We start from the raw sequence: 12,056 nt of genomic DNA on the forward strand, positions 1-12,056 counted from the left end.
GTAAAATGGCAGGGATGCCAAAACTAAAGTCATGGAGGATGAAGGTACATGCGTATCAACCAGAACATTTCGGCCTTAAATGCTTACCGGAACCTGACGGTAACAAATAACGCCCTAACCAAGTCAATGGAGAAGCTATCTTCTGGTCTGAGAATCAATCGGGCCGCCGACGATGCCGCCGGGCTGGCCATTAGCGAGAAGATGCGTGGCCAAATCCGGGGCTTAAACCAGGCGGTGCGCAATGCCCAGGATGGCATATCTCTGATTCAAACGGCCGAAGGGGCACTAAATGAGACCCATAGTATTTTACAACGAATGCGAGAACTTGCTGTTCAGTCGGCCAACGATACCAATACTGCTGCCGACCGCTGGGAGATCCAGAAGGAAATAAATCAGCTGTCTGAAGAATTGACTCGTATCGCTAATACTACTGAGTTTAACACCAAGAACCTTTTAGGGGGCAATTTCGAAGGAACCTTCCAGATAGGAGCAAATAAAGATCAAAATATAACCTTGCAAATTGGTGGCATGAAATCAAGCGATTTAAAAACAGAAGTCAGCGGTTACGCTGCCGCTGTAAACCCTGTAGATTCTGTGTTGACTGGCGCTGCCAACCTTAAACCAGCGAGTGGTAAAGCCATTCTGGGCGGTGCATACGATGTTTCATTAGCAACGGGCAGTGCTGCTGGTAATATAAAAATAACGGTAGTAATTAAGAATACCGCAGGAAGTTCTATTAGCCTTACGGGTAGCGCAGGTGTGGCTAGTGGCAAACTTACGGCAAAAAATGGTAGTTATTCTATCGACTTCACTTGGAGCGGAACTGCTGTAGCAGGTACAAGTGCTAAACTTTATATAGTAGGCAAAGACGAAAATGGTAACAACCAGGGAATCAGCGTCATCACCCAGGCAGATGCCAATAAAGCTATTACAACTATAAATAACGCCATCGAAACTGTTTCTGCCGAACGTTCCAAACTGGGCGCCTACCAGAACCGCCTGGAACATACCATTGCCAACCTGGGCACGGCGGCGGAAAACCTGACGGCGGCCGAGTCCCGCATCCGCGATCTGGATATGGCCCAGGAAATGATGGCCTTTACCAGGAACCAGATCCTTAGCCAGGCCGGTACGGCTATGCTAGCCTAGGCCAATGCCCAACCACAGACCGTACTGCAGTTATTACGGTAATCTCGACGAGAGTTTTGGTCAGCACAGAAGAGCCGGCCCGTACAGCCGGCTCTCTTTAAATTGAAAGCTGGTGGATGAATGCAATTACTCCTGGATGGCGTAGAAATACCTTTACCCGATAATAACATTGAACAGCTTTTACAAGTTATCGCCGACCTGACGCGCCGGGTCGGTGAAAAGGGGCGCGTGGTAGCCCGGGCAGTAGTGGACGGCAAAGAGATAGCCGACGTGGAGTTTTTTTTGCAGGCCCGGGTTTATCCGCAGCCGCAAACAATTAGCATAATTACCATGACGCCAGAAGAATTGCTGGCCGAGGCTTTGAACACGGCGGCAAGCTACCTTCCCAGAATGCTGGAAGACATTCATAACAAAGCGGAAAGGCTGGTGCGGGGTGAAAATATCGGCGTTGAAGCCTGGGCTGGCCTCCTGGAAGGGCTGGAGTGGCTGAATTCTCTCCTTGGTAGTGTTCTGCAGCAGAAACAGTTCGATCCCGTCAAACAGCGGGAAGGAAGTCGTCTGGCCGGCGACTTCCGGGCGACGGTGCAGGAAATGATGGCCGCCTGGGAGCAAGGGGATGCGGTAAGCTTGGCTGACGTGCTGGAATACCGGCTGGCCACCCTGGTGGAAGGCTGCCTTGCCTTCTTTAACGCAGTTTACACCAGGGGGGATTGCCAGTGAGCCCATCTACTAATCTGGTCTATCGCAAAAACGCCAGGGTGTTGCAGCGGTATAGCCCGGAACTTTTCCGGGACCTGGAGGCCACAGCCCTGCCCCTGGATCGGCAGCTTGCCCCGGCCCAAAATGGCGAACCAACACTAATAGCCATCACAGGTGGTAAGGAGATAGCCCTGCACAGCCGCTATGATCCCCGGCGCGAGGCTGTAACCTGGGCCCGGGGCGTTGATGAAAACGCAGATATGGTAGTTGTCCTGGGGATGGGCCTGGGTTACCATCTGGAAGCCCTGAAGGACTTATACCCCCATAAAGCAGTTCTAGTACTGGAGCCGGAACTGGCGGCGGTAAAGCTGGCCTTCGCCGCCAGGGACATGACCCACTTGCTGAAGAGCGGGCAGTTTTACCTGCTAGCGGTGGCCGACCCCGAGGATGCGGCCGCCCAACTCAGCAACATTCTGGCCGAAAACGCCGGTAAAAGAATAGCCCTGCATACTTTGCCGGCTTATGAGCAACTCTATGCTGGCTACTGGCAACGAGTGTGCCAGGGGGTTACCGACAGGCTGCGCCAGCGCCGGGTCAACTGGGCCACCACCGAAAAGTTCATGATGCAGTGGTTATGTAACTTTCGTGATAACTTTTTACCCTACATAAAAGCCCCTGGGGTTATCCACCTTTTCGACGCTTTCAGCGGTAAACCGGCTCTGATTGTGGCCGCGGGACCCTCTCTAGAAAAAAATATCCATCTCTTACCTTCCCTTAAGGGAAGGGTACTGATCATGGCTGCCGGTTCAGCCATCAGGATTCTAGAAAAAAACGGCATCAAACCGGATCTGCTGGTTTCTTTTGATCCTGGAGATGCCAATTACCAGCACTTTGCCGGATTTGACGGGAGGGGAGTACCTCTGGTTTACGCTCCGGTCATCTTTCCCCGCATCGTTCAGGAGTACCAGGGGCCCACTTTTAGCTGTGAATTGAATGTTTCACCATTTATTGAATGGTTTGATGAAAAGCTGGGCGAGAAAAAGGGTGTTCTGATCAGCGGTCCCTCAGTGGCCAATGTCTGCCTGGACCTGGCGGTGAAGATGGGCGCTAACCCCATTATCCTTATAGGCCAGGATCTGGCCTTCACCAACAACAAGACCCACGCCGACGGCGCCAGGCACCAGCAGAGGATAGACCCCAGCCAGGGGAACTACATTTGGGTAGAAGATATATATGGCGATAGAGTGCCGACCACTACAGCCTTTTATTCCATGCTCGTCTGGTATGAACAGTACTTGGGCAACCTCAAGGGAAAGCGCCTGGTCATAGATGCCACAGAAGGGGGTGCCCGTATTCGGAGTACCGAAATTATGTCTTTGCAGGAAGTGAGAGATAAGTACCTTCGGGAAACGTTTTCACCAGGGGAAATTATTGCAGCAAAGCATGACGTTTATGCAGTACCAGATGGGGAACAACTTCGGCGTCTTGAAGAGGCCTTTAGCGAGCTTAGTTCCCGGCGGGAGGATTTGCGGGCCTGCTTTGAGGAAGGTATAGAAGTGGCCCGGCAACTGCTGGAAAAATGCCACAAGAAAACAGTAAAGTTAACTAACTACGAGCGTGCCCGCCGGAAATTCATGGGCCTGGACCGGCGCATCACCGGCAATATCCTTTATCGACTTTTCCTAGAGCAGGGTCTGGCCGCCCGTATTGACGCCATCAACCGTATATTGGGCGAAAGAGTAAACGACGAGCAGGAATTGCCTGCGCGAGGAGAAAAACTAGCTTCCCTGTACCTGTCCTTCTTTACCGAGGTTGAGCGCTATGCCGAATTTACAACAGAGATACTGAAAGAAATAGAAGAAAAGATTCGGCGTGAAAGCGCCTCAACTAGCTGTTCAAAAGCTTAGAGGAAAGGGATATAAAATTAAAGGTTGTCCAGGTAAGTTCAGGTGGACGAGAGATTTATGACTTTGAGCGCGAAGTGGGTTACCCGGCCGGCACCAGAAGTTTTGGTAAAGCTGTATCAGGAAGCCGATATTTATGTTAATTGATCCTGGTATGAAAGCTTTCTCATGTCGTGCCGGGCCATATTCATTACGGCGCGAGGATGGTGTGAAAAAGCCCGGTGCTAATCTCCAGGTAAAATATATTGGACTGGAATATTTAGCCCCGGGAAAGCCAGCGGAGAAATATGGTCGCCGTGCCCGTATTCTTTAACCTCTCTATACCCGGACGGCGAAGGCTGGCGATAGGCAGTGACTTGCTGCGTCTGCAAGTTAACCAGCCATACTTCATTAACTCTGCCCTTAGCATACAGGCTTACTTTTACTTCGCGGTCATAGGCCAACGAAGTGTCAGCCACCTCGACTAACAATAGCACGTCCTCCGGCCGGGGGTGGAAAGTAGCATAATAATCATCACGCGGCTTGAGCAACATCAAGTCGGGCTGGGGTTCCGAGTTCTGGCCCAGGCGTAAAGGGTTCTGGGTGTCTACCAGGGCATTGTCGCCTATTTTGGTGCTAAAGATATGAAGCAGCCGTCTAACACACGCGGCATGCTGGGTTCCTATCGGCACCATCTCTATAATCTCCCCCTCAATCAGCTCTACCCGGTCATCTTCTCCCAGAATGCCTGCCCGGGCCATCTGGTAATATTCATCGACAGTAAAACGCCTGCGGGCAATCTCTATTGCGGCCATTCTTTAGAGCCCCCTTTCGTTCAGGGTAGAGGAGTACATTACAGGCTGATTATTATGGCTATATTATACCACAGTTAGAAGCGAGACCATTCTGAAAAAGGAAAAGGAGGCTATTCCCGTAGTACGCCCCACATTAGAAAGTGCTTCGCTTAAGTTTTAACACTGCGAAGCAACTTTAATCCGTGGTAAACCTCAAGCGCGGCAAGGAACTGTCGATATTAACCTCTAGGAATTAGATTTACCTCGGGGGTGGCAAGAGTGCGGGTCGAAGGAGTCGATCCTTTAATCCTAAACCAGGTCCAGAGCCAGACGCAGAAACCGGCAGTACAGGATACTAAAAAAATTAACGTGGACAGCGATCAGGAAAAGCGCCGGCAGGATGGGCAGGCCGGGTACTCCCGGGGCGATCTTGAGCAGGCGGTGGCAAAGCTCAATACAGCCACAGATCTTTTTAATATTAAACTGCGCTTTAAGCTCGACCACGAAAAGGGTGAAATATACGTCCTAGTGATCGACGCCAATGAAGGCAAAATTATCCGCCGCATCCCGCCGGAAAAAGTACTGAATGTGGCCAGCCAGATGCAGCAAATGGTGGGGCTGCTCCTGGATGAGTTGATATAGGAGGGTTCTGATATGGCTAGCGGCATTTATTTTTCCGGCCTGGCTTCGGGACTGGATACCGAGTCGATTATCACGCAGTTAATGGACCTCGAAAGGATACCCCTTACCAGGCTGCAGCAGCGCAAAAACCAGTACAACGTGGAGAAAAACGCCTGGCACGATATTTATACCCGTTTAAGCAGCTTGCAGAGCAAGCTTGGCGATCTTAAACTTGCTTCCACCTTTACCGGTATGAAAGCCACCTCAAGTAATACCTTGGCTCTGACGGCTACTGCAGCCAGCAATGCTCCAGCCGGAAGTTACCAGGTGAGCATTATCCAGCTAGCCCAGGCTCACAAAGTGGCCAGCCAGAATCTGGTTTATGGTACGGAAGCGCAATTATTAACAGATACTTTTACTGACGCCACCTACACCAGCAGTGTGGCGACGTTGAACAACTTAACCCAGGATACGGCAAATGGCTTGCTAAAATTAGCCTCAGGAGCAACGGGGAGTATTACTTCTAATGCTATTAACGTTAATGCCGCCAATGGCGGCCGCCTGGCTTTGACGGTCAATCAACAGGAACGGCTGAATGCTAATTATGTGTATCAATACCGTACTTTTGATGGCACTACCTGGAGTGAATGGCAAACGCTGGGCAATTTAACCGGTGATGGTTCCGGGATTTTTAAGAGCCATACTTTAACAGCTGATATAAGTGGCAATGTGCAACAGGTGGAGATTAAAGCTACTTTAAATGGAGATTTTGGTGCCAGTGTTATTCCTATGCTTGCCGACTGGACGGCCACCTTCCAACCAGCAGAACCGGTTACGTCCGATACTGTGGCGCTGGGCCTGAGCGGTTCCTTTACCATTACCGTTGGTAGTGAAACCCGGAATATTACCATAAATGAAAATGATAGCCTACAATCCATCGCCTCCCTGATCAATGCAGTACCTTCTGAAGGGGAAACAGGCCCGGGAGCGGGGGACATTGTGACGGCCAGCGTCATCGATCATCGCTTGGTAATTACCAGTAAAACTACCGGCTCTAACGGGGCTATATCTTTTTCCGATCCTGACGGTGTCCTCAATAAGTTAGGGCTGGTAGATGCAAGCGGGGTTATTCTACCACGCGCCGTCATCCAGGATGCCAAGGATGCCGTATTTACAGTCGATGGCCTCACTATAACCCGCTCCACCAATACGATTACAGATGTCATCCAAGGGGTTACCCTGAACCTCCTGGCCGTTACTGACACTAACGGCAACGGCACAATTGAACCGGCGGAAACACTGAACCTGGAGATAAGCCACGACACTCAGAAGGCCGTTGATGCTATCCAGGCCATGGTGGATCAATACAACTCAGTAATGGAGTTTATCAGCACCAAAGCCGGAGACAAGGGTGATTTACAGGGCGATCCTACCCTGGCGCGTTTTAAAAACGATTTATGGCAACTGATGACTGATAGAGTAGCCGGGTTAACGGGGACTTACCAGACCCCCTGGAGTATTGGTATTTCGACAGGGGCTGTAGTAGGTAGCGGTTCTTTAACCTTCGATCGCAACGGCAAAATAACCCTGGATACAACAAAGTTAACCTCGGCTTTGGAGACGGACCCAACAGCCGTCATGGCTATTTTTACCAACAGCAGCGAAACCGGCTTGGTCGACAAGTTGGATAGTTACCTGACTTCCCTGGTGCGCTCCGGGGACGGCATTATTCCTTCCCGGGAGCAGTCCCTGCAGAACATCATGGATGACATCGACGACCAGATCGCCCGCATGGAAGACCGGCTCACCATGAGGGAAGAGCAGCTCCGGCGGCAGTTTACGGCTATGGAGCAGGCCCTGGCGGCTTTGCAGAGCCAGGGGAACTGGCTGGCCGGGCAGATTGCCGGATTGGGGGTCTACCAGCAGAAATAGCTTAAGCTGTGATACTATACTTCATAAAACAGGGTGGGAGCGGTGAGGATGTGGAGAGAGTCTTAGAAGCCCATGAAGTTAAGTTTAACTTTCTGTCGTAGTTTACTGGCAGGCGTTGCAGGTTTTTAAACCAGCAACCCTTTAGGCACAAGGCGAATGAATATCGAGGTGTAACTTATGGCTGTCATCAACCCCTACCAGGCCTACCAGCAAAACCAGGTCCAAACCCTGTCCCAGGAGAAGCTGGTGCTGATGCTTTACGATGGAGCCCTGCGCTTTTGTCGCCAGGGGCTGGTGGCCATGGAGCAAAAGGATTATGCTGCTGTGAGCAATAACCTGGGTCGGGCCGAGGATATTTTAAGCGAATTGATGGCGACCTTAAACCGGGATGTTGGCGATATTGCTGAAAACCTGTACAAGCTGTATGATTTCATGTATCGCCATTTGGTGCAGGCCAATGTGAAAAAAAGTGTAAAGATGATCAAAGAAGTTATTGAGCTCTTGCAGCAACTGCGCGACACCTGGGAAGAGGCTACAAAAATATATCAGACCCACGATTACCGCACCACAGCAGGTGTGAACTGGCAGGGTTAATTAATGAACGAAATAGAAACAGCGGCCAGGCAGCTTTTAGAGGCGTATGGCCAGGAAATAGAAATGTTGCAGGTATGGCAGCGAAACTTAAAGCAACAACAGCAAGCCATTCAAGCCGGCGCCTGGGGTGACTTGAATAATCTCCTAGCAGAAGCCGCTCCCTGGAGGGAAAGGCTGACCCGGGCGCGGCAGGCTACCCGGCAGCTTGAAGAGTTCCTGGTATTAGTTTCAGGGTGTGAAATTCTGGAGTGGGAAAAGATCGAGTTCCTGCCGCCGGCAACCCGCAAGGAACTTTCCAGGGCAGCCCTGCAAGTGCGGTCCTTATGGGAAGAATGCCAGTATGTGCATGAAGCCAATATAAAAAAATGCAATCTGGCTATAGCAACGATTAGGGCTGAGCTGGAGCAAGTACGAACAGCCCGGCAAATGGGCCTGGCCTACCGGCGGGAAAATAAAACTATGCTGCCCCGCTGCCTTGACCGGCGGTTATAAGTTAAGTTTTAGGTAGAGAACAGGGGCAGGGATAGGTGGGGGGAAGGAAGACAATGAGCAAGCAGGTTGAAATAACAAAATTATCAAGCCGGGGGCAGGTAGTTATCCCGAAAGAAATACGGCAGCAGCTGGGATGGGAAACGGGCGATCACGTGGCTGTGGAAGTACAGGGGGATATGGTCATCCTGCGGCGCCTGCAGCTGGAAAGCTACGGGGAAGGAAGGTACCAGCAGGCCAGGATGAGTTTAATCAAGTAGAAGTCCTGACGTTTTTAGCCAACAGGCAGCGTATCCTGGTTACTTTGCTTTCTAAGTGGCAAGGGCGATAAATTGGTGGGTCCTGTCGAGGCAGGGCCAATGGCTGTATTGATTGCATGAAAGAGCCGTTTCTCCATAGACGGCTCATTATTTTTTGGTTAAATTTCTCTCCACCTGCAAGAATTTGCCAAAACGTGTTGAATAAATACCGAAAGCAACCAAGGTAAAACTTTCTTACTCCGGGCGTCAAAGGCAAGCTCTCCGAAAGGGGATGCGCGCAAAGCCATGGGTCTAAGGCCTGGTAGATACAGACCGGGCTATGGCTGCCAGGCTACCGTAACCGGTTAAATTGTTATGCCCGGAAGAGGGCCTTTATTTTTAGGCATGGGACTTTAGTCCCGGGGCAATTGGGCCTTTTGTCCGATACCAAGATTACCACGAAAGTGATAAAGTGGTAACTGTTGGAGAATAGCATCGATTTTTCAGGGAATAGGGTGAGAATTGGGTGTTCCTGACGCCGACCATGTACGTCCTGGAGAAGGCCCTGGACACGGCCACCCTGCGCCAGAGGACCATCGCCCACAATATCGCCAATGTCAATACTCCCGGCTTTAAGCGCTACCAGGTCTCCTTTGAGGACCAGCTCAGCCGGGCCCTGGGGCTCGAGCCGGGCTTGCCCCTGTATCGTACCAACCCCTACCATCTGCCTCCATCCGGCCTGGAGCTCGCTCCCCAGGTAAGCAGGGATACCAGCACCACCATGCGCCAGGACGGCAACAATGTCGATATCGACCGCGAGATGGTTGACCTGGCCCAAAATAGCCTGAACTTTAACGTTGCTGTCCAGCAGCTCAACACCCGCCTGGCCATGTTGCGCTACGTGATCAACGAGGGTAGACGTTAGGCGGCTGGATCCGGCCTGCAGGTAAGGGAAACAAGGGGAAATCAGGGAGGGATAAAAGGTTGGAACTGCTACCGGCCCTGGCCATCAGTGCCTCCGGCCTCACGGCGGAACGCCTGCGCCTGGATATTATCGCCAACAACCTGGCCAATATCAATACCACCCGCACGCCCCGGGGCGGTCCCTACCGTCGCGAAGTGCCTGTGTTCGCCGAGAGATTGCAGGAAGCTATGGGGCAGCTACCCGGGCGGCCTTCGTCCCGGGCTCCCGGCGCCGGGGTAGAAGTAGCTGCCATTGTCGAGGATAATTCCCCGCCGCGCCTGGTCTACGATCCGTCCCATCCGGACGCCGACGCCAATGATTATGTTCATTTACCCAACATCAATATCGTCAACGAAATGGTCGACATGATCACCGCCTCGCGGGCTTATGAAGCCAATGTGACGGTCTTGAACGCCGCCAAGGCCATGACCTTGAAGGCCCTGGAGATCGGCCGTTAGGCTACCAGGCTGGATGGCCACAAAGATCACCGGCCCGGGACCGTGGGCGGGTCCCTGCCGGCAGTGCTGCCTGGATGAATCCATATCACTCCGGCAGACCACCGGCAGGCGATGCCATCTAGATAGTTACACCTTAAATGGCGCACTGCATGCGAGCCCGGCCGCCGGCTAACAGGCAGGTATGGGCAGCGAGCCTGTTTCGCGGCTACCAGCCGGGCCCGCAAGGATAATTCGAGGAGGGTATGTTCCCAATGCTCCTTACACCCGTATCCCTTTTAATGCCGGCACCCCTTCAGGAGACCCGGCCGGTTTCCCAAACCGGGGGGACGGATGCCGTGGCCCAATCCTTCGGCAATCTCCTGCGGCAAAAGCTGGATGAACTCAATAACCTGCAGCAGCAGGCCGACGCTCTCACCCAGGAATATTTTGCCGGTAAGGTGGAGGATGTCCACCAGGTCATGCTGGCCCTGGAGGAGGCTAACCTCTCCCTGCAGCTGGCCATGCAGGTGCGTAATAAAGCCGTCGAAGCCTATCAGGAAATTTCCCGCATGCAAATATAAACTACTTGATTGAGAACTAAATAGTAACTTCATAGTAACTTCCAAGACATACCCGGCAGTTTGAGAAGGAAACCATACCACCTTCAGGGAGCTTATTAATGAAGGTTAAAGATATATTTGGCAAAGCAAAGAGTTTTTGGCAGGGATTGACTCCGGGGCGGCGTTCGGCCCTGGTAGCGGTAACCCTGGCCGCCTTGCTGGCGGCGGGTTTCCTGGTCCAGTGGCTGGTGAGGCCCCAATACGCGCCCCTTTTCACCAACATGCAGCAGCAGGACGCCGCGGCGGTTACGGCAAAATTGAAGGAGATGAAGGTTCCCTACCGCCTGACGGGTGACGGTACCACCATCGAGGTACCCAAAGACCAGATCTACCAGTTACGCCTGGACCTGGCCAGCGCCGGTGTCCTGAACAACGGCCAGGGTTTTGAGCTTTTCGACCAGAACAAGCTGGGTATGACCGACTTTGAGCGTAACCTGGATTATCAGCGTGCCCTGCAGGAGGAACTGCGGCGGACCATCGTTACCCTGGACGAGGTGGAAGACGCCCGGGTGCACCTGGTCATCCCCCAGCCCAGTGTTTTCCTGCAACAGCAGCAGCCGCCGTCGGCGGCCGTGGTTTTAAAGCTCAAGCCCCTGGCGCGGCTGAAACCGGAACAGGTCAAGGGCATCATGGAGCTGATTGCCGCCAGCGTCCCCGGGCTGAAGCTGGAAAACATCCGCGTCATCGATATGTACGGCAACGTCTTGAGTGACGGCGTTGCCGACAGTGCGAACGCCCCCTTAAGCCAGAAGCAGCAGACCCAGATGGAGATCAAGCGGCAGTTCGAAAAGGACCTGGAGCAGCGCCTCCAGAGTATGCTGACCCAGATTTTGGGGCCGGGGAAGGCCGTGGCCATGGTGACGGCGGACCTCAACTTCGACCAGCAGGAAATCAACCAGACCACCTGGGGCAAGCAGGGGGCGCTTAGAAGCGAGGAGATTAAAACCGAGCAGGGCACTTCTAACGGCGGAGCCGGCGGTGTGGCGGGGACGGCAGGTAACAACGGGCCGGGTTATCCGGCCGTAAACCCCGCCAACGGAAACTATAACACGAGCGATACCGTCCACAACTACGAGCTGGATAAAACCGATACCCACACCATAGTGGCTCCCGGGCAGGTCCGGCGGCTTTCCACCGCGGTAGCCGTTAACGGCCCGGTGAACGCGGCCTTAAACAACCAGATCCAGCAGATCGTCAGCGCCGCGGTGGGCTACCAGCCGGCCCGGGGCGATCAGATCACCGTTACCAGCCTGGCCTTTGACAACTCCCTGCAGCAGCAAATGGCGGCCGACATGGCCGCCCAGCAGCAGCGCCAGCAGAGGCTGCGCCAGTACCTCCTGTGGGGAGGCGTGGGGCTGGTGTCCCTGGCCCTGCTGGTGACCCTGATCGTTCTTATCCTGCGGCGCCGTCGGCAGGCGGCCCTGGAAGAACAGATGGCTGCCGCGGCCCTGCCGGCCGGCGTGCCGGTAGAACCCCTGGTAGTGGAACCGGTAGAACCGGTGGAACCGGCGGACCTGGAGAAGCAGCGCCAGGAAGCCCAGCGCAAGGCTAAACTGGAGCAACTGCAGGAGATCATCCGCCAGCGGCCGGAGGATGCGGCTTTACTGCTGAAGGCCTGGCTGGCAGAAGATTAGA

General features: G+C 53.3%; 13 protein-coding genes and 1 riboswitch. Of the genes, 12 read left to right on the top strand and 1 reads right to left on the bottom strand.

What is annotated here, in order from left to right; translation table 11 throughout:
* The first annotated feature begins 48 nt into the window (after nucleotides 1-48).
* The 3 genes from MOTHE_RS03420 (at nucleotide 49) to MOTHE_RS03430 (ending at nucleotide 3,755) form a co-directional block, all read left to right on the top strand.
* Nucleotides 49-1,149: a flagellin N-terminal helical domain-containing protein gene (locus MOTHE_RS03420; protein ID WP_053094678.1), complete on the top strand. Its 1,101-nt coding sequence runs from the start codon at nucleotides 49-51 to the stop codon at nucleotides 1,147-1,149.
* Between the two features lie 120 nt (nucleotides 1,150-1,269).
* Complete coding sequence (locus tag MOTHE_RS03425; RefSeq protein WP_011392282.1) at nucleotides 1,270-1,869, top strand: DUF8042 domain-containing protein; 600 nt, start codon at nucleotides 1,270-1,272, stop codon at nucleotides 1,867-1,869.
* Nucleotides 1,866-3,755: a motility associated factor glycosyltransferase family protein gene (locus tag MOTHE_RS03430; protein ID WP_011392283.1), complete on the top strand. Its 1,890-nt coding sequence runs from the start codon at nucleotides 1,866-1,868 to the stop codon at nucleotides 3,753-3,755. Before MOTHE_RS03425 ends, MOTHE_RS03430 begins: the two co-directional genes overlap by 4 nt.
* A gap of 221 nt (nucleotides 3,756-3,976) precedes the next feature.
* Here the strand turns inward: MOTHE_RS03430 and MOTHE_RS03435 are convergent, their stop codons facing one another.
* Nucleotides 3,977-4,546 carry a Uma2 family endonuclease gene (locus tag MOTHE_RS03435; RefSeq protein WP_011392284.1) on the bottom strand — a complete coding sequence of 190 codons (570 nt, stop codon included), beginning with the start codon at nucleotides 4,544-4,546 and terminating at the stop codon, nucleotides 3,977-3,979.
* 258 nt (nucleotides 4,547-4,804) lie between these two features.
* Between MOTHE_RS03435 and MOTHE_RS03440 the strand changes: the two genes are divergently transcribed.
* The 9 genes from MOTHE_RS03440 (at nucleotide 4,805) to fliF (ending at nucleotide 12,055) form a co-directional block, all read left to right on the top strand.
* Nucleotides 4,805-5,167 carry a flagellar protein FlaG gene (locus tag MOTHE_RS03440; RefSeq protein ID WP_011392285.1) on the top strand — a complete coding sequence of 121 codons (363 nt, stop codon included), beginning with the start codon at nucleotides 4,805-4,807 and terminating at the stop codon, nucleotides 5,165-5,167.
* A 12-nt stretch (nucleotides 5,168-5,179) separates the two neighbouring features.
* Entirely contained in the window at nucleotides 5,180-7,078 is a 1,899-nt protein-coding gene (gene fliD, locus MOTHE_RS03445; RefSeq protein ID WP_053094679.1) for a flagellar filament capping protein FliD, read from the top strand.
* A gap of 177 nt (nucleotides 7,079-7,255) precedes the next feature.
* Nucleotides 7,256-7,672: a flagellar export chaperone FliS gene (gene fliS / locus MOTHE_RS03450; RefSeq protein ID WP_011392287.1), complete on the top strand. Its 417-nt coding sequence runs from the start codon at nucleotides 7,256-7,258 to the stop codon at nucleotides 7,670-7,672.
* A gap of 3 nt (nucleotides 7,673-7,675) precedes the next feature.
* Nucleotides 7,676-8,164: a hypothetical protein gene (locus MOTHE_RS03455; protein ID WP_011392288.1), complete on the top strand. Its 489-nt coding sequence runs from the start codon at nucleotides 7,676-7,678 to the stop codon at nucleotides 8,162-8,164.
* A 53-nt stretch (nucleotides 8,165-8,217) separates the two neighbouring features.
* Nucleotides 8,218-8,421 carry an AbrB/MazE/SpoVT family DNA-binding domain-containing protein gene (locus MOTHE_RS03460; RefSeq protein ID WP_053094680.1) on the top strand — a complete coding sequence of 68 codons (204 nt, stop codon included), beginning with the start codon at nucleotides 8,218-8,220 and terminating at the stop codon, nucleotides 8,419-8,421.
* A 241-nt stretch (nucleotides 8,422-8,662) separates the two neighbouring features.
* Nucleotides 8,663-8,760: riboswitch (cyclic di-GMP riboswitch) on the top strand.
* Between the two features lie 166 nt (nucleotides 8,761-8,926).
* The gene (gene flgB, locus MOTHE_RS03465) at nucleotides 8,927-9,325 is read left to right on the top strand and encodes a flagellar basal body rod protein FlgB (protein ID WP_011392289.1); all 399 of its coding nucleotides are present in this window, start codon (nucleotides 8,927-8,929) and stop codon (nucleotides 9,323-9,325) included.
* Between the two features lie 59 nt (nucleotides 9,326-9,384).
* A complete protein-coding gene (gene flgC, locus MOTHE_RS03470) occupies nucleotides 9,385-9,822 on the top strand; it encodes a flagellar basal body rod protein FlgC (RefSeq protein ID WP_053094681.1) in 438 nt (145 codons plus the stop codon).
* A gap of 251 nt (nucleotides 9,823-10,073) precedes the next feature.
* Complete coding sequence (fliE, locus tag MOTHE_RS03475) at nucleotides 10,074-10,382, top strand: flagellar hook-basal body complex protein FliE (RefSeq protein WP_011392291.1); 309 nt, start codon at nucleotides 10,074-10,076, stop codon at nucleotides 10,380-10,382.
* A 98-nt stretch (nucleotides 10,383-10,480) separates the two neighbouring features.
* Nucleotides 10,481-12,055, top strand: a complete 1,575-nt coding sequence (gene fliF / locus MOTHE_RS03480) for a flagellar basal-body MS-ring/collar protein FliF (protein WP_011392292.1) — start codon at nucleotides 10,481-10,483, stop codon at nucleotides 12,053-12,055.
* Nucleotide 12,056 lies beyond the last annotated feature (1 nt).

Source organism: Moorella thermoacetica (assembly GCF_001267405.1).
In the GTDB taxonomy this organism is placed as follows: domain Bacteria; phylum Bacillota; class DSM-521; order Neomoorellales; family Neomoorellaceae; genus Neomoorella; species Neomoorella thermoacetica.